This window comes from Streptomyces sp. NPDC048664, assembly GCF_040650555.1.
GTDB lineage: Bacteria > Actinomycetota > Actinomycetes > Streptomycetales > Streptomycetaceae > Streptomyces.
The window spans coordinates 13290-29526 of sequence record NZ_JBEZHK010000049.1; the positions used below are offsets into that span (position 1 = coordinate 13290).

At 72.7% G+C, this 16237-nt stretch carries 14 protein-coding genes and 1 pseudogene; 8 read left to right on the plus strand and 7 right to left on the minus strand.

The window, feature by feature from the left end:
• Positions 1–20: 20 nt before the first annotated feature.
• Complete coding sequence (locus AB0C59_RS33585) at positions 21–464, plus strand: SSI family serine proteinase inhibitor (protein WP_363011417.1); 444 nt, start codon at positions 21–23, stop codon at positions 462–464.
• A gap of 229 nt (positions 465–693) precedes the next feature.
• Here AB0C59_RS33585 and treY read toward each other — a convergent pair whose 3' ends face one another.
• Positions 694–3072 carry a malto-oligosyltrehalose synthase gene (gene treY, locus AB0C59_RS33590; RefSeq protein WP_363011419.1) on the minus strand — a complete coding sequence of 793 codons (2379 nt, stop codon included), beginning with the start codon at positions 3070–3072 and terminating at the stop codon, positions 694–696.
• A gap of 144 nt (positions 3073–3216) precedes the next feature.
• On the opposite strand from treY, the gene AB0C59_RS33595 reads away from it, so the two are divergent.
• Entirely contained in the window at positions 3217–3663 is a 447-nt protein-coding gene (locus AB0C59_RS33595; RefSeq protein WP_363011422.1) for a YidB family protein, read from the plus strand.
• Between the two features lie 79 nt (positions 3664–3742).
• Here the strand turns inward: AB0C59_RS33595 and glgX are convergent, their stop codons facing one another.
• Complete coding sequence (glgX, locus tag AB0C59_RS33600) at positions 3743–5860, minus strand: glycogen debranching protein GlgX (RefSeq protein ID WP_363011424.1); 2118 nt, start codon at positions 5858–5860, stop codon at positions 3743–3745.
• Positions 5861–6067: 207 nt separating this feature from the next.
• Here glgX and AB0C59_RS33605 point away from each other — a divergent pair, with 207 nt between their 5' ends.
• The 4 genes from AB0C59_RS33605 (at position 6068) to AB0C59_RS33620 (ending at position 10469) form a co-directional block, all read left to right on the plus strand.
• Positions 6068–6868: a Tat pathway signal sequence domain protein gene (locus tag AB0C59_RS33605; protein ID WP_363011426.1), complete on the plus strand. Its 801-nt coding sequence runs from the start codon at positions 6068–6070 to the stop codon at positions 6866–6868.
• A gap of 78 nt (positions 6869–6946) precedes the next feature.
• Entirely contained in the window at positions 6947–8269 is a 1323-nt protein-coding gene (locus AB0C59_RS33610) for a copper amine oxidase (RefSeq protein ID WP_363011428.1), read from the plus strand.
• Between the two features lie 114 nt (positions 8270–8383).
• Positions 8384–9622, plus strand: coding sequence for an SAV2148 family HEPN domain-containing protein (locus tag AB0C59_RS33615; RefSeq protein WP_363011430.1), 1239 nt, complete (start codon positions 8384–8386; stop codon positions 9620–9622).
• A 127-nt stretch (positions 9623–9749) separates the two neighbouring features.
• The gene (locus AB0C59_RS33620; protein ID WP_363011432.1) at positions 9750–10469 is read left to right on the plus strand and encodes a 3'-5' exonuclease; all 720 of its coding nucleotides are present in this window, start codon (positions 9750–9752) and stop codon (positions 10467–10469) included.
• Between the two features lie 13 nt (positions 10470–10482).
• On the opposite strand, the gene AB0C59_RS33625 is transcribed toward AB0C59_RS33620, so the two are convergent.
• Positions 10483–11343 carry an aminoglycoside phosphotransferase family protein gene (locus tag AB0C59_RS33625; RefSeq protein ID WP_363011434.1) on the minus strand — a complete coding sequence of 287 codons (861 nt, stop codon included), beginning with the start codon at positions 11341–11343 and terminating at the stop codon, positions 10483–10485.
• A gap of 189 nt (positions 11344–11532) precedes the next feature.
• Between AB0C59_RS33625 and AB0C59_RS33630 the strand changes: the two genes are divergently transcribed.
• Both AB0C59_RS33630 and AB0C59_RS33635 read left to right on the plus strand, forming a co-directional pair.
• A complete protein-coding gene (locus AB0C59_RS33630) occupies positions 11533–12756 on the plus strand; it encodes a S8 family serine peptidase (protein WP_363011436.1) in 1224 nt (407 codons plus the stop codon).
• Between the two features lie 78 nt (positions 12757–12834).
• Complete coding sequence (locus AB0C59_RS33635) at positions 12835–13389, plus strand: DUF1697 domain-containing protein (RefSeq protein WP_363011438.1); 555 nt, start codon at positions 12835–12837, stop codon at positions 13387–13389.
• Positions 13390–13424: 35 nt separating this feature from the next.
• On the opposite strand, the gene AB0C59_RS33640 is transcribed toward AB0C59_RS33635, so the two are convergent.
• From AB0C59_RS33640 to AB0C59_RS33655, 4 genes and pseudogenes are all read right to left on the minus strand, one after another.
• Complete coding sequence (locus tag AB0C59_RS33640; RefSeq protein WP_363011440.1) at positions 13425–14162, minus strand: sirohydrochlorin chelatase; 738 nt, start codon at positions 14160–14162, stop codon at positions 13425–13427.
• A 6-nt stretch (positions 14163–14168) separates the two neighbouring features.
• The gene (locus AB0C59_RS33645; protein WP_363011442.1) at positions 14169–15086 is read right to left on the minus strand and encodes an ABC transporter permease; all 918 of its coding nucleotides are present in this window, start codon (positions 15084–15086) and stop codon (positions 14169–14171) included.
• Positions 15073–15861 (minus strand): ABC transporter ATP-binding protein, encoded by a 789-nt coding sequence (locus AB0C59_RS33650; protein ID WP_363011444.1) that lies wholly within the window; start codon positions 15859–15861, stop codon positions 15073–15075. Before AB0C59_RS33650 ends, AB0C59_RS33645 begins: the two co-directional genes overlap by 14 nt.
• A gap of 35 nt (positions 15862–15896) precedes the next feature.
• A pseudogene (locus AB0C59_RS33655) lies at positions 15897–16237 on the minus strand (sulfate ABC transporter substrate-binding protein); the annotation flags it as partial.

A 16237-nucleotide genomic window follows, 5' to 3' on the forward strand; every position in this document is an offset into this window, starting at 1 on the left:
CGGCTGCCGATGGACACCCCATGAGGAAGAAGATCCTGGCCCTGCGCGGCACCCTGCTCGCCGCGAGCGCCCTGCTCGTCGCGACGCCCGCGCCCGCCCTGCCCGGGCACCTCGGCTTCGGGAAGTGGCTCTATCTCACCGTCGCCAAGGGCGACACGCGCACGCGGGAGGTCCACGGCAGCCTCCTGATGTGCGACCTGCCCGGAGGGCGCGCCCGCTCCGCGAAGGCGTGCGGGGAACTGGAGGCGGCCCAGGGCGACGTCGGCCGCATCCCGGCCCGGCACATGCTCTGCCCGATGATCTACCAGCCCGTCACGGTCTCCGCGCGGGGCCAGTGGACGGGCCACCGGATCGAGTACGGCCACACGTTCGCCAACGCGTGCGACCTCGCGGCGCGCACGGGCTCGGTCTTCGACATGTCCTCCCTCGACCTTCCCGTCCGCGTGCCGGCCCTGCCCCACTGACCCGTGCCCCGGGAGCCCGAGGCGCCCCCGAGGGCCCCTGGCCCGGAACCGGGGCTGGCGGACACCCGCGCGGCCCCGGTTCCGGGGCTCGACGCCCGGCCCGGGGCCCGACGCTCGGCCCCCGCTCGGGTTCCGGCCGCGAAGGCGGGCCCGGACCCGAGGGCGGGCGTGGGCCTCCGGCTTCGACGCGAAGACCCCGACCCGCCTTCGGTCGTCCGGCCCTCGGGCGTCACGCCCCGGTGCGTCGCCTCAGGAGGGCCACCGGGCGATGTGCGAAGAGGGACACCAGGCGTGTGCGGCCCTCGAACTCGCGCTCGGGGGCGAGGGCATCGGCCCATCGGCCCGGCGGCAGCGTCAGGGACGTGTCGTGCCAGCCGCCCGCCTCCGCCAGCCGCAGGGACAGCCGGGTCACCGCGGTGAGCACCTCCTGGGAGCGGACGAAGGCCACACAGTGGTCGGCGGCCGGGCCCTCGGCCGCGAGCGGCGCGTACGTCGCCGACGCGCCGAACACCTCCGGGCGCTCCCGGCGCAGCCGCAAAGCCGCACGGGTCAGCTCCGCCTTCTCCGAGCCCGCCCGCGAGACTGTCTCCAAGTCCGTCTCCGCGGGCGTGAAGGCCCGGCGGTTGTCCGGGTCGACCAGGGCCCGGTACTCGCCCTCCGAGCCCTGGTAGACGTCCGGCACCCCGGGCATCGTCAGATGCGTCAACGCGGCACCCAGCACGTTCGTCCGGACGTGCGGCTCCAGGGAGTCCCGGAAGTGCGCCACGAGCCGCCCCGGCGCACCGCACGGCCCGCCCGCCACGAACGCCGCCACCGCCTGCTCGTAGGCGGCGTCCGGCTCCGTCCACGTCGTCCGCAGCCCCGCCTCCCGCACCTGCTTGAGCAGCGCCTGCCCCAGCCGCTCCTCGTCCGCGCTCCCCAGCCCGAAGGCGGTCTGCCAGGCCGCCCAGACCAGCTGCGGGTCGGGCGCGCCGCCGCTCGCCCGGCTCACCTCGGCCAGCACGTCCGCCCAGCGGTCCGGGCACTGCGTGAGCACCAGCAGCGCCGCCCGCACATCGGCGCTGCGCTTGGTGTCGTGCGTCGACAGCACGGTGCCGGTGAGGGGCCACTCGCGCTGGACGCGCGCGCAGTACGCGTGGAACTCCTCGGGCGACACCACCGGAGCGCCGGGGTCGCCGCCCACCTCGTTCGCCGCCAGCAGCGGCACGTACCGGTAGAAGGCCGTGTCCTCCACGGACTTGGCGCGCAGCGCCGACGCGGTCTGGGCGAACCGGACGCGGAACTCGGCCCCCACGGGTCCGTCGCCCTCGACGCGCCCGAGGAGCAGCGCGCGCACCGCGTCCACCGCGTGCGCCTCCTCGGGTACGGTGAACACGGCCCGTGCCTCGGCGGCGATCTCCTCGGTGAGCAGCGCGGCGGCGTCGGCGGGGGAGTACGGCCGGTAGACCCTCAGCCGGACCAGGAGCTCCTCCAGCGCGGTGCGCAGCGCCCAGGGGGCGTGATCGCGCAGGGCCGGATCGGGGGAGGCGGCGCACAGGCGGGCCGCCACCCGGGTCAGACGGTCCAGCTCCGCCGCCAGCTCGTGGGTGAGGACCTCGTGCGCCGCCCGCCGCACCGTGGGCGCCCAGTCGCCGCCGGCGTCCCGCGGCGGGGCCGCGAAGGCGCGGTAGCGGTCGAGCAGCCCGGCCGCGCCCGAGGCGTCGGCGAACAGCCCGTCCACGTGCCGGAGCGCGTCGTACCCGGTCGTGCCCGCGACCGGCCAGCCGCCGGGCAGCGCCTCGCCGGTCGCGAGGATCTTCTCGACCACCGTCCAGCGGCCCCCGCTCGCCCGGTGCAGCCGCCGCAGATAGCCCTCCGGGTCGGCCAGGCCGTCGGGGTGGTCCACGCGCAGCCCGTCGATCACCCCCTCGTCCAGCAGCCGCAGCACCGTGCCGTGCGTCGCCTCGAACACCTCCGGGTCCTCCACGCGCACCCCGATCAGCTCGGAGATGCTGAAGAACCGCCGGTAGTTCAGCTCCGTACGGGCCAGCCGCCACCAGGCCGGGCGGTACCACTGGGCGTCCAGGAGCTGCGGCAGCGGCAGCGACGCGGTGCCCTCGCGCAGCGGGAACACCTGGTCGTGGTGGCGCAGCACGTCCCCGTCCACCCTCAGGTCGTCCAGCTCGTCGCCGAGCCTGCCGCCCAGCACCGGCAGCAGCAGCTGCCCGGCGCCCGCGTCCCAGTCGATGTCGAACCAGCGCGCGTACGGCGAGGCGGGGCCCTCGCGCAGCACCTCCCACAGGGCGCGGTTGTGGCGAGGGGACAGGGCCATGTGGTTGGGCACGATGTCCACGACCAGCCCGAGCCCGTGCGCCCGCGCGGCGTGTGCCAGGGAGCGCAGCCCCTCCTCGCCGCCCAGCTCCTCGCGCACACGCGAGGGGTCCACCACGTCGTATCCGTGCGTCGATCCGGGGACCGCCTCCAGGACCGGTGACAGATGCAGATGCGAGACGCCGAGGGCGGCCAGGTACGGCACGGCCGCCTGAGCCGCGGCGAACGGGAACTCCGGCTGCACCTGCAACCGGTAGGTGCTCGCGGGGACCGGCGCGACGGAACGCTCAGATGTCATGGATCCCTACGTACCCGCCCGCCCCGCACCGGGAACGGGGCGCGGGCGTCCGCCCCCGGCCGGCCCTCCGGCCCGAGTGGCGGCATTAGGCATTCTGGGTGACATTGGCGGTGATCCCCTTTTTCGTCATCGAGAGGTGGAACCATGGCGGGAAACGATCTCGGTAACCTTCTCGGCCAGGTGCTGGGCGGCGGTCAGAGCGGCCAGCCCGGCCAGGGCGGCCAGGGCGGCGGCGCCGGAAAGATCCTCGGCGCGTTGATCGACGCTCTCAACGGCCCGGACAAGGGCGCGCCCACCGGCAATCCGCTCAGTGGCCTGCTGGACAAACTCGGCAAGTCGGGACTTGTGGAACAGGCCCAGTCCTGGATCGGAACGGGCGAGAACAAGCCCGTCAGCGGCGCGCAGATCGAGCACGCGCTGCCCACCGAGACGCTGACTCAGGTCGCGCAGCAGACCGGAGTGTCACCCACGCGAGCCGCCGAGGAGATCGCCCACTCCCTGCCCACGGCAGTCGACCGGCTGACACCGGAAGGCGAACTCCCGCGGGTCGCCACGATGGAGGATCTCATCAAGCGACAGCACTTCGCCTGACCGGGCGCACAGACGCCCGCGACAAGGCCGTATCACCACCGTGACCGCCCCGCCCGCCAGGAGGGGCGGTCACACCGGTTCAGGCCGGTCGCTGCAGCACCACCAGGCTCCGGTCCACCACCGTCACCCGCCCCCCGGCCTCCACCTTGGGCCCGGTCCCCGGCGCCACACCCGCCGCGACGCCCGTGTCGACGACCACCTGCCACTGGCGCCCGTGATCGGCCGGCACCACGAAGTCCAGCGCCTGCGGCGAGGCGTTGAACATCAGCAGGAAGGAGTCGTCGCTGATCCGCTCCCCCCGGGGGCCGGGCTCGGAGATCGCGTTGCCGTTCAGGAACACCGTCAGCGCCCGCGCCTGCGCGGAGGTCCAGTCCCGCTGCGTCATCTCCTCCCCCTTCGGGGTGAACCACTCGATGTCGGACAGCTCGTCGTGGGTGCCCTGCACCGGCCGCCCGTGGAAGAAGCGGCGCCTGCGGAACACCGGGTGGTCGCGCCGCAGCCACACCATCGCGCGCGTGAACTCCAGCAGCTGCCCGCCGCCCTCGCCCTCCTCGGGCCACCGCACCCACGACAGCTCGTTGTCCTGGCAGTAGGCGTTGTTGTTGCCGCGCTGGGTGCGCGCGAACTCGTCGCCGTGGCTGAGCATCGGCACGCCCTGGGAGAGCATCAGGGTGGCGAGGAAGTTGCGCATCTGCCGCGCGCGCAGCTCCAGCACCCCGGGATCGTCGCTCTCCCCCTCGGCCCCGCAGTTCCAGGACCGGTTGTGGCTCTCGCCGTCGCGGTTGTCCTCGCCGTTGGCCTCGTTGTGCTTGTCGTTGTACGACACCAGGTCGTGCAGCGTGAAGCCGTCGTGGCAGGTCACGAAGTTGATGGAGGCGAGCGGACGGCGGCCGTCGTCCTGGTAGAGGTCGGAGGACCCGGTCAGCCGGGAGGCGAACTCGGCCAGCGTGCGCGGTTCGCCGCGCCACAGGTCCCGCACCGTGTCGCGGTACTTGCCGTTCCACTCCGTCCACAGCGGCGGGAAGTTGCCCACCTGGTATCCGCCCTCGCCCACGTCCCACGGCTCGGCGATCAGCTTCACCTGGGAGACCACCGGGTCCTGCTGGACCAGGTCGAAGAACGACGACAGCCGGTCCACCTCGTGGAACTGGCGGGCGAGGGTCGCCGCGAGGTCGAAGCGGAATCCGTCCACGTGCATGTCGGTGACCCAGTAGCGCAGCGAGTCCATGATCAGCTGCAGGACGTGCGGGGAGCGCATCAGCAGGGAGTTCCCGGTCCCCGTGGTGTCCATGTAGTACCGGGGGTCGTCCGTCAGCCGGTAGTACGAGGCGTTGTCCAGGCCCCTGAAGGAGAGCGTCGGGCCCAGGTGGTTGCCCTCGGCGGTGTGGTTGTAGACCACGTCCAGGATGACCTCGATGCCGGCCTCGTGCAGCGCCCGTACCGCCGACTTGAACTCCAGCACCTGCTGGCCCCGGTCGCCCCAGGAGGCGTAGGCGTTGTGCGGGGCGAAGAAGCCGATCGTGTTGTAGCCCCAGTAGTTGCCGAGGTCCATGTCGGCCAGGCGGTGGTCGTTGACGAACTGGTGTACGGGCATCAGCTCCAGCGCGGTGACCCCCAGTTCGGTCAGGTGCTCGATGATCGCCGGGTGGGCGAGCGCCGCGTAGGTGCCGCGCAGCTCGTCGGGCAGCGCCGGGTGGCACATCGTCAGGCCCTTGACATGGGCCTCGTAGATCACCGTGCGGTGGTACTCGGTCCGCGGCGGGCGGTCGTCGCCCCAGTCGAAGTAGGGGTTGATCACCACCGACGCCATGGTGTGCGGCGCCGAGTCCAGGTCGTTGCGCTTGTCCGGGGAGCCGAAGGGATAGGCGTACACCTCCTCCCCCCACTTCACCGAGCCGCTGACGGCGCGCGCGTAGGGGTCCAGGAGCAGCTTCGCCGAGTTGCAGCGCAGCCCCCGGGCGGGGGCGTACGGGCCGTGCACCCGGAACCCGTACCGCTGCCCGGGCATCACGCCCGGCAGATACGCGTGCCGGACGAACGCGTCGGTCTCCCTCAGCTCCACCGCCGTCTCCGAGCCGTCGTCGTGCAGCAGACACAGCTCGATCCGGTCGGCGGCCTCGGAATAGACCGCGAAATTGGTCCCGGCACCGTCATAGGTGGCGCCGAGCGGATACGCCTCTCCAGGCCAGACCTGCATGGATACGAGTCTCCCGGTTGTCGTGGCCCGCGCGGGGCGCCTTGCTGCCGAGTCTCCCCGAAAGTGAGGCAACCTCACACGACTTACACGCCTCTTATCGAACGACCAGTGCGTACGCGGTTACGCGCGGCAACCCGCGCAACCGTGGCACGCCGAACCAGTGGGGCTTGAGCCACTCCCAGGAAGACCGGGGGAGTAGGGGGGAACATGCGCACCACCATGCGCCGCCATCTGGGCAAGGTGTTAGCGGGTACGGCCATCGCGGTGACGGGGACGGCCGTGATGGTCGGGATCACCCTGCCGGGCGCGGTGTCGGCCGAGGAGACCGGCGGCAGGGCCGAGGGGATCGCCGCCCGGGGGGCCGGCGGGCAGGACGCCGTACCGCCCGCCGTCGTCGAGGGGGCCCCGGCCGAGAAGGCCCAGGGCACCGGAGGCGATCCGCTGACCGACGACGAGATCCAGCGGGCCGAACGCGTCGCGCTGGGCCGGCAGCATTTCGCCGGCGGGCAGGACGTGCGGCGCGGGAAGGGGCCCCAGCGCCTCGGCGTCGACCTCGCCGCGCCGGCCGCGGACGAACTCGACGACCCGAAGGCACCGCGCCGGGCGGACGTGATCCTCTACGACTACGCGAGCGACGCGGTCGTCACCAAGACCGTCGACCTCGACTCCGGGAAGGTCGAGCGGACCACCACCCAGCACGACGTGCAACCGCCGCTCAGCGGCGACGAGAACGCCGAGGCGGCCAGGCTGCTGATCGCCGACCCGCTCGGGGCGGGACTGCGAGCCGACTTCAAGAACGCCACGGGGGCCGAGCTGCGCGACCCCGGCCAGCTGATGCTCACCGGCATCGTGTACCGGGCGACGCCGGGCGCCCAGCCCGCCGCCCTCGGTCGGTGCGGCGAGCACCGCTGCGTACGACTGCTGCCCAAGATCCCGAACGGGCCGTGGATCGACGCCCGTTCCCTGGTGGTCGACCTCAGTGCCCGCACCGTGGCCGCACTGGGCTGACAGCCCGCCGCGCCGGCCGCCCGCCGTGTCCCGCAACGCGCCATGCCCCGCAATCCGTGCAAGAGGAGTCGCTCCGTCATGCCCGTGAACAGAACCAGCCGTGCCCGCAGGCAGACCCTGACCGGCCTGCTGGCCGCCGCCCTCGCCTTCGGGGGTACGGCCGCCGCCGCCCCGGCCCAGGCCCCGAAGGCGGCCCCGGCCCCGGCGCCGGCCGCCGACTGCGGCGCCGCCTACCGGATCCAGCAGAAGCTCTCCACCGGCACCACCTGGCGCATGTGCTGGCGCTACGACAGCCACGCCGGCCTCGTCCTGGAGCACATCTCCTACCAGCCGCCCGGCGAGCGGAGCCCGATCAAGGTCCTCAACAGCGCACGGCTCGCGCAGATCGACGTGCCCTACGACGACGGCTCGGTCGAGTACAGCGACCTGACGGGCGCGGGCTTCGCGCAGGGACTGTCGCCGATGACGCCCGCCGAGTGCCCGGGCGGCACCATCAAGACCGTCAAGGTGCCCGACGCCTGGGACCCGCGGCACCCGAACGTCAGCGGGCTGTGCACGACGACCCGTTCACGCGGACACGCCTACCGCATGCAGAGCGACACGGGGAACAAGGTCTACCAGGCCCAGGGCAAGGACCTGCTGGTCTACACCGTCAACAAGGTCGGCTGGTACGAGTACATCACCGAGTGGCGCTTCCAGGACGACGGCACGCTCGCCATGAACGTCGGCGCGACCGGCAGCCTCTCGCCGTTCGACTACGACGCGGGTGACGGCCGCGGCTGGCCGATCGGCAAGGGCGCGCGGGCCTATGCGACCAGCCACAGCCACAACGTCTTCTGGCGGCTCGACTTCGGCCTGGACGGATCGTCCAGGAACAAGGTCGAGCAGTACGACTCGCAGGTCAGCCCGCCCGCTCGCGGCGCCCAGGCCCCCAGCAACCGCACCACGCGCACCAGCGTCACCAAGGAACTCGCGGGCGACGCGAAGAACATGCGGTGGTGGCGGATCGTCAGCGCCACCGGGAAGAACAAGGACGGCCACGCCCGCTCGTACGAGATCGTCCCGGGCGCCAGCACCAAGTACCCGGGCCGCGGCTTCACCCGGCACGACGTCTACTTCACCGAGTACAACACGTGCGAGCAGTTCGCCAGCGACAATCTGGGCGCCTGCGGCAGCCGGGCCGGCACGTCCGTCGACAGCTGGGTCAACGGGCAGTCGCTCACTCACCCCGTGGTGTGGGTGAACGTCGGCTTCCATCACATCGTGCGCGACGAGGACCAGCAGCCCATGCCTGTTCACTGGCAGGGTTTCTCCATCGCCCCACGTGACGTGACCGCCATGAATCCGCTCACTCCGCCCGCTCTGGCCGGACAGAACGGACATGTCCAGGGCGGTAGTTGAGAACTGACCCTGTCCATCCGGCTGCATCGCGCCACGCTCCCGGAGTACCCTTCCTTGATCGTTGGTGGGGTTCTGCCCCCGGGGAGGCCCGGGGGAGCGGAAGGCGGTGCGCGGGTGGGCTCGGGAGGGCTGGAGCTTCCCCCTGGTGACGAGAGCCACGACAGTGGCTCCACGGAGGTCCCGCCCGGGGCGGTGTCCCTGGCACGGCCGATGGAGATGGGCTCCATCGGCCCGGAACTCGACTGGAACGCCGACGCCTGGCGTGAGGTGCGCACCCGCGCGCAGCGGGCCGGGCGGGCCTACATCTGGCTGAATCTGGTCGAGCAGCGGCTGCGGGCGGTCGTGGCCGCCGTGCTCCGGCCCGTCTACGAACCCGTCCACGGCGACGACTGGGTGGTGGCGGCGGCGGGGCCGGCCGGCCAGGAGTGGGTGCAGCGCGCCGTCGCCGTGCGCGAGGTCAGCCGTCGCAAGGGGTACCTGCTCGATCCCGCGGACGACAACGTGCTCAGCTTCCTGACGCTCCCGCAGCTGCGGGAGCTGATGGTGCAGCACTGGCCGTGCTTCGAGCCGTATCTGGACGAGCGGCGCGACGTCGAGCTCGCGCTGGACGAGCTGGAGGTGACGCGCAACGTCGTCTCCCGCAACCGCGCGCTGTCCGAGTCCGTCCTCGCCCAGGCCGAACGCGCCTCGGCCCGGCTCCTGGACGCCCTCGGCGCGGGCGGCGACGTGCCCTCGGCGCGGCGGTTGCCGGTCGACGCGGTGGAGGACCTGGTGGGGGACCGGTACGCGGACGTCGTCGCCGTCCACCCGGACCGGGTGCGGCTGCTGCGCCAGTTCCCCGCCGAGGACATCTTCGGCGGCGCCCGGCGCCTGGACGCCATCGGCATCGGGCTCAACCTGCTCGTGCAGAACTTCTCCGGACGCCGCCTGGTACGGCTGGCCGAGTCGGGCTGCCGGGCGCGGCTGCTGTTCCTGAACCCCGCCTCCAGCGCGGTCAAGCGGCGCGAGCGGGAGCTCGGCATCAGGAAGGGCGAGCTGAGCCGGGCCGTCGAGATGAACATCCTGCACATGCGCCGGGTGCGCTCGAAGCTGCGCGACCCGGGCGCCTTCGAGATCCAGGTGTTCGACGAGACGCCCCGCTTCACCGCGTACCTGGTGGACGGGGACGGCTCGGACGGGGTCGCGGTCGTGCAGTCCTATCTGCGCCGCACCCGCGGCCTGGAGGCGCCGGTGCTGGTGTTGCGCGGGAGCGGCCGGGTCGTCAGGTCCGACCACGCGGAGGAGGGCGGCCTGTTCCCGACGTACCGCGAGGAGTTCGAACAGGCTTGGGTGGATTCGCGCCCCGTGTCCTGAACCGTCCCCGCCGGGCCCCGCCGACAGCCCCCTCCCCGGGGCGGGCGGACGCGGAGCCCGCGTTGTCAGTGGCGCGTGCGAGGGTGGAGACCACTGGGGGACAGCACCACCGAGAAGGGGGGCCGCCATGGCCTGGCACCGAGAGCTGATGATCGGCTTCGACCTGGAGACGACCGGCACCGACCCGCACGAGGCGCGCATCGTCACGGGCGCGGTGATCGAGGTCGCGGACGGGCATGTCCTGGGGCGCCGGGAGTGGCTGGCGGACCCCGGGGTGGAGATCCCGGCGGACGCGGTGGCGGTCCACGGGATCAGCAGCGAACGCGCGGCCGCCGAGGGCAAGCCCGCCGACCAGGTCGCCGACGCCCTGGCGGACGTCCTGGTCGGGTACTGGAGGACGGGCGTCCCGGTCGTGGCCTACAACGCGGCCTTCGACCTGACCCTGCTCGGTGCCGAGCTGCGCCGGCACCGCCTGCCCTCCCTGCGCGACCGCCTGGGCACGGACCCCGCCCCGGTCGTCGATCCCTACACGATCGACCGGTGGGCCGAGCGCTACCGGCCCGGCAAGCGCAACCTGGAGGCGGTCTGCGCGGAGTACGGCGTCGTGCTGGAGGGCGCGCACGACGCCGCGGCGGACGCCTTGGCCGCCGCCCGGCTCGCCCGGGCGATAGCCGACCGGCACCCGAAGATCGCGGCCCTCGGCCCGGCGGAGCTGCACCGCCGCCAGATCGAGTGGTATGCCGCGTGGGCGGCGGACTTCCAGAGCTTCCTGCGCCGCAAGGGCGAGGCGGACGCGGTGGTGGACGGCAGATGGCCGCTGCGGGAGAGCGCCGCGCAGAAGGTCTGAGACGGGCGCGGTCTCAGAAGGCGTGCCAGCGGACCGTCTCGTCGCCGTCCCGCAGGGACGCCACCCGTCGAGCGAACTCGGCCCGTGCCCCGGGGTTGCCGGGCGCGTGCTGGGCGACCCAGGCGCAACTGGCGGTCTCCCGGGCCCCGCGCAGGACGGAGCAGCCCTCCCACGCGCGTACGTCCCAGCCGTACGCCTGGGTGAAGGCGTCGTAGTCCCCGCCGGGCAGCCCGTAGCGGTCCAGGGACAGCGCCATCACCACCAGATCGTGCTCCCGCAGATCGTGGGAGAAGGTCTCCAGGTCCACCAGGACCGGGCCGTCCGGGCCGATGTGCACGTTGCGGGGCAGCGCGTCGCCGTGGACGGGCCCCGGCGGCAGACGCGGGGTCAGCGCGGCCGCCGCGGCGGCGTACCCGTCGCGCCGCTCACGCAGGTAGGCCGCGTCCGCCGCGTCGATCGCGTCGCCCGCCAGCCGCAGCCAGCGTTCCACGCCGCCCAGCAGATCGCGGGGCGGCAGGGTGAACGAGGGCGGCGGGAGGGCGTGCACGCTCCGCAACAGCACGGCGAGGTCCTCGGCCGCGGCGGGGCGTACGGCGTCGGCCAGGCGGTGCCACACGGTCACCGGGTGGCCCTCCACCAGCAACGGCTCCGGCTCGGCCGCGCGCACGGCGGGCACACCGGCCTCGGCGAGCCAGCGCGCGACGGCCAGCTCCCGCCGGGCGCGGTCGAGGAGTTCGGCGTCACGGCCGACCTTGACCACGACGTCGCCGACGGCGAACACCGCGTTCTCGCCCAGGGCGAGGAGTTCGGCCTCCCGCGCCGCGCCGGCCACGTGCGTCGCGGCCAGTACGGCACGCGCCTTCTTCTCGTCCATCCGTCGGACCTGTCCGTTCTGTGAGGGGCCGTCCATTTTGTTGTTGCGAACACTTGTTGCTTGCGTCACAGATACATGAAGACGTTGATCTGCGCGCGTCAATCAGACAGGGTTTCAACTCAACCACGGGCGACTTCCGTTGCCCCATTGGTTGCATCCCCCCACAAAACCACGAGGAGATCCCTCTTCATGGCACTACACCGACGCACCCGTACGTTCCGGCTGACCGTGGCCATCTCGGCCGCCGCCGCGGCTGTGGGCGCCACCGTCGTGGCCAGTTCCTTCGCAGGTGCGAGCACCCCCGCCGAGGGCCGGGTCTACGGGCTCGACGCCAAGGGCGCGGTCTCCGGCAGCTACATCGTGCTGCTCGACCACAAGAAGTCCATGTCCGCCACGGCCACCGCCTCCAGCGCGAAGGGCCTCGCCGAGCAGTACGGCGGATCCGTGCAGCGCAACTACGGCTCCCTCGGCGGATTCTCCGCGTCCGGGCTGACCGAGACCGAGGCCAAGCGGCTCGCCGCCGACCCGGCGGTCGACAAGGTCGTGCAGAACAAGACGTTCCACATCGAGTCGACCCAGGACAACCCGCCGTCCTGGGGCCTGGACCGCATCGACCAGAGCGGGACCAAGGGCGACGGGAAGTACACCTACCCGGACAGCGCGGGCCAGGGTGTCACCGCGTACGTGATCGACACCGGCGTCCGCATCAGCCACAAGGACTTCGGCGGCCGGGCCTCCTACGGTTACGACGCGGTCGACAAGGACGACAGCGCCGACGACGGCAACGGCCACGGCACCCATGTCGCGGGCACCATCGCCGGCGAGGCGCACGGCGTCGCCAAGAAGGCGAAGATCGTCGCCGTCCGCGTCCTGGACAACCAGGGCTCCGGCAGTACCGAGCAGGTCGTCGCCGGCATCGACTGGGTCACCCAGCACCACTCGGGCCCGTCCGTGGCCAACATGTCCCTCGGTGGCGGCACGGACGAGGCGATCGACGCGGCCGTGAAGAAGTCCATCGCCTCCGGCGTCACCTTCGCCGTCGCCGCCGGGAACGAGTCCACCGACGCGAGCAAGAGCTCCCCGGCCCGCGTCCCCGAGGCGATCACCGTCGCCTCCTCCACCAAGGACGACCAGCAGTCGGACTTCTCCAACTTCGGTGCCGGGGTGGACCTCTACGCCCCCGGCTCGGACATCACCTCCGACTGGAACACGAACGACACGGCGACCAACACCATCTCCGGTACGTCGATGGCCACCCCGCACGTCACCGGTGCCGCCGCCGTCTACCTTGCGGGCCACAAGGACGCGACCCCCGCGCAGGTGTCCAAAGCGCTCACCGACGGTGCCACCGCCGACGCGATATCCAACGCGTCCTCCGGCACCCCGAACAGACTGCTCAAGATCGTCCAGTAGTCCTCGGGTCCCACCGCCCGACCAGGCGGCCGTCGTGCCCACCCCCACGGGGCACGACGGCCGCTCTATGGTGTGCGCATGACGACGACGTACGCGGCGCTCCTGCGCGGCATCAACGTGGGCGGCAGCCGCAAGCTGCCGATGGCCGATCTGCGCGCGCTGATGACGGGCCTCGGCCACACCGCCGTCGCCACCCACCTCCAGAGCGGCAACGCCGTCTTCACCACCGCCCGCGGGGACGAGGACGCACTGGCCGAGGAGCTGACCGGCGCGATCGAGGAGCGGTTCGGCTTCCACGTCGACGTGCTCGTCCGCGACCACGCGTATCTGGCGGCCGTGCGCGAGGCCTGCCCGTTCCCGGCGGACGAACTGGAGGGCAGACAGCTGCACGTCACCTACCTCTCGCGGCCGGTGGCCGCCGAGCGCTACGCGGAGATCGACGCCGCCGCCTACCGGCCGGAGGAGTTCCGGCTGGGCGACCGCGTGCTCTACCTCTACGCTCCCGACGGACTCGGCCGCTCCAAGCTGGCCGAGCACCTGGCGAAGCCCCGGCTGAACAAGGGCCTGATCGCCACCTCGCGGAACTGGAACACCGTCGTCAAACTGGTCGAGCTGACCGGCGACGCCGGGTGATCCCACCGGGCCGCGCCCACCCGCGCCGCCCCGGATCAGGCGCCCAGGGCCGACAGCGAAGGGCGCCGCGCCTCGTCGTAGCGGTTCAGGAGCAGGCGGGCCACCTCCGGGGCGGGGCCGAGCACCTCGCTCAGTACGTCCGCCTCGGCGGCGCCGCGCGCGATCCGGTCCGGCAGGAACCCGGGCGCCAGGACGTACGGCGCCACGGCCACCCGGGCGCAGCCCGCGGCCCGCAGCTCGCGCACCGCGTCCTCGGTGCGCGGAAGGGCGGCGGAGGCGAACGCCGGCCGCACCGCGCGCCAGCCGGTGCGCCGCCACCGGCGCGCGAGGTCCGCGATCACCGTGGCGGCCTCCGGGTCGGAGGACCCGGCGCAGGCCAGGACGACGCCCGTCGAGGACTTGTCGGCCGGGGTCAGCCCGGCCTCGTACAGCCGCCGCTCCAGCGCGTCCAGCAGCAGCGGCGAGGGGCCCAGCACCTCGGCCTGCCGGATCCGCAGCCGGGGCGGTGCCTGCCGCAGCACCGCCGGGATGTCGGCCTTCGCGTGGAACGCCCGGGTCAGCAGCAGCGGCAGGGCCACGACGTCCCGGGCGCCCTCGGCCGCCAGCGACTCCAGCACGCCGCGCACGGAGGGGACGTTGAAGTCCAGGAAGCCGGTCTCCACGCGCAGGCCGGGCCGTGCCGCGCGCACCCGCTCGACGAGGGCGTGGACGCTCGCGGCGTGCCGGGGGTCGCGGCTGCCGTGGGCGATGACGAGAAGCACCGGACGGGACATGGGACCTCAGCTCTTCACCAGCAGCCCGCGGCTGCGCAGCACCCACCGCTCCAGCGGACTGAAGATCAGCAGGTCGATGGCGACACCGACGAACAGGATCAGCAGGACGGCCTCGAACACCATGGCCATGGAACTCGCGTTGCGCCCGTTCTCCAGCAGCGCGCCGAGCCCGATGCCCAGGTCGGGCGAGGAGGCGATGATCTCCGCGGCCATCAGGGAACGCCAGGAGAACGCCCAGCCCTGCTTCAGGCCCGCCAGATAGCCCGGCAGGGCGGCCGGCATGACGATGTGCCAGGTGCCCTTCAGGCCCGTCGCCCCCATCGTGCGGCCCGCCCGCAGGAACAGCGGCGGCACCTGGTCGATGCCGGAGACCAGGCCGTTGGCGATGGAGGGAACGGCGCCCAGCAGGATCACCGCGTACATCATCGAGTTGTTCAGGCCGAGCCAGATCACGGCGGGCGGCACCCACGCGACCGACGGCAGCGACTGGAGCCCGGACAGGATCGGTCCGATGGCCGCGCGCACGGGCCGTACCCGGGCCACCAGCAGCCCCAGCGGAGTGCCGATCGCCAGCGCGAACAGGAAGCCCAGCAGCCCGCGTGAGACGGAGGTCCAGATGTAGCCGAGCAGGGTGCCCTGGAGCCAGGCGTCCCGGACCTCGCCCCACACCGCGCCGGGGGAGGGCAGCTTGGTCGGATCGTCCACGACCTTGAAGGTGATCAGCGCCTGCCAGATCACCACGACGACCGCCACCGCCACCACCGGCGGCAGGACCTTGCTGACGAGGGTCTGCCGCAGCGGTGCCCGACCCGCCGCCGAGGACTCCAGGGCGTCGAGCCCCGCCTCCAGACCGCCGAGGCCGCCCCCGCCGTCCTCGGCGGGGGCCTTCGCCGGCTGCGCGGCGGTGGTCTCAGTGCTGGCCATGGCGGCGGATCTCCCCACGCAGTACATCGGTGATCTCAAGGGACAGTTCGGCCACGGGCGCGTCCTCGATACGGCGCGGCTGCGCGATGTCCACCGTCCACTCGCGCGCCACCCGGCCCGGGCGGGAGGACAGCAGCACCACGCGCTGCGCCAGCCGCACCGCCTCGCGCACGTTGTGCGTGACGAACAGGACGGACACACCGGTCTCGGCCCAGATACGGGTCAGTTCGTCGTGCAGCACGTCCCGGGTGATGGCGTCGAGCGCCGCGAACGGCTCGTCCATGAGCAGCAGCCGGCTGTCCTGGGCGAGGGCGCGGGCCAGCGCCACCCGCTGGCGCATGCCGCCCGACAGCTCGTGCACCCGCTTGCCGTGCGCGCCCTTCAGTCGTACGAGTTCGAGCAGTTCCTCGGCCCTGCCGCGCCGCTCGTTCTTGGCGACACCCCGCAGCTTCAGGGCGAGCTCGATGTTCTTGCCCGCGGTAAGCCACGGGAAGAGCGCGTGCTCCTGGAACATCAGGGCGGGGCGCCCCGCGGTGGTGATGCTGCCGGAGGTGGGCCGGTCCAGCCCCGCCACCAGGTTCAGCAGCGTCGACTTGCCGCACCCCGAGGCCCCGAGCAGGGTGACGAACTCACCCGGCGCGACGTCCAGGGTGATGTCGTCGAGGACGAGCTGCTGCCCGGCGGGCCCGGCGAAGGACTTCGAGACGTGTGCGATCCGGGCGGCGTGCTCGGACGGCTCGGTGTGTTCGGCGGCCCTGGCGAGGGCGGTGGCCATGGTCGTCACCTCCTGGGAAGTCTTCGGGATCAGGGTCAGCGGGCGCCGAGGCCGGCGGCGTCGACCGGGCTGCCGCCCTCGGACGCGAGGACCTTGTTCAGCGGGGTGAGGTCGTAGATGCCGGACAGCTTCGGGTCCTGGAGCAGACCCGCCTTGACGGCATGCCGCGCCTCGGTGTGCAGGGTGGCGGCCAGCGGATCGTCGGTGATCCGGAGGGACTTCCAGGCCGGATCGAGGACGTTCGCCGGAAGGGGTTTGCCGGTGACGGCCGCGAGCTGCCTGTTCGCGGACGCCTTCGCCGCCTCGGGGTTGGCGTTGATCCACTTGTTGGTCCTGACGGAGCCGCGCAGCACGGCTTCGACGACGTCGGGGTGGG

Excerpts from the sequence above, each read along its gene's own strand:
- AB0C59_RS33640 (WP_363011440.1), bottom strand. The coding sequence starts at position 14,162 with ATGTCCCGTCCGGTGCTTCTCGTCATCGCCCACGGCAGCCGCGACCCC.
- AB0C59_RS33635 (WP_363011438.1), top strand. The coding sequence starts at position 12,835 with ATGACGACGACGTACGCGGCGCTCCTGCGCGGCATCAACGTGGGCGGC.
- treY (WP_363011419.1), bottom strand. The coding sequence starts at position 3,072 with ATGACATCTGAGCGTTCCGTCGCGCCGGTCCCCGCGAGCACCTACCGG.
- AB0C59_RS33630 (WP_363011436.1), top strand. The coding sequence starts at position 11,533 with ATGGCACTACACCGACGCACCCGTACGTTCCGGCTGACCGTGGCCATC.
- AB0C59_RS33650 (WP_363011444.1), bottom strand. The coding sequence starts at position 15,861 with ATGGCCACCGCCCTCGCCAGGGCCGCCGAACACACCGAGCCGTCCGAG.
- AB0C59_RS33625 (WP_363011434.1), bottom strand. The coding sequence starts at position 11,343 with ATGGACGAGAAGAAGGCGCGTGCCGTACTGGCCGCGACGCACGTGGCC.
- AB0C59_RS33645 (WP_363011442.1), bottom strand. The coding sequence starts at position 15,086 with ATGGCCAGCACTGAGACCACCGCCGCGCAGCCGGCGAAGGCCCCCGCC.
- glgX (WP_363011424.1), bottom strand. The coding sequence starts at position 5,860 with ATGCAGGTCTGGCCTGGAGAGGCGTATCCGCTCGGCGCCACCTATGAC.
- AB0C59_RS33620 (WP_363011432.1), top strand. The coding sequence starts at position 9,750 with ATGGCCTGGCACCGAGAGCTGATGATCGGCTTCGACCTGGAGACGACC.
- AB0C59_RS33605 (WP_363011426.1), top strand. The coding sequence starts at position 6,068 with ATGCGCACCACCATGCGCCGCCATCTGGGCAAGGTGTTAGCGGGTACG.
- AB0C59_RS33585 (WP_363011417.1), top strand. The coding sequence starts at position 21 with ATGAGGAAGAAGATCCTGGCCCTGCGCGGCACCCTGCTCGCCGCGAGC.
- AB0C59_RS33595 (WP_363011422.1), top strand. The coding sequence starts at position 3,217 with ATGGCGGGAAACGATCTCGGTAACCTTCTCGGCCAGGTGCTGGGCGGC.
- AB0C59_RS33610 (WP_363011428.1), top strand. The coding sequence starts at position 6,947 with ATGCCCGTGAACAGAACCAGCCGTGCCCGCAGGCAGACCCTGACCGGC.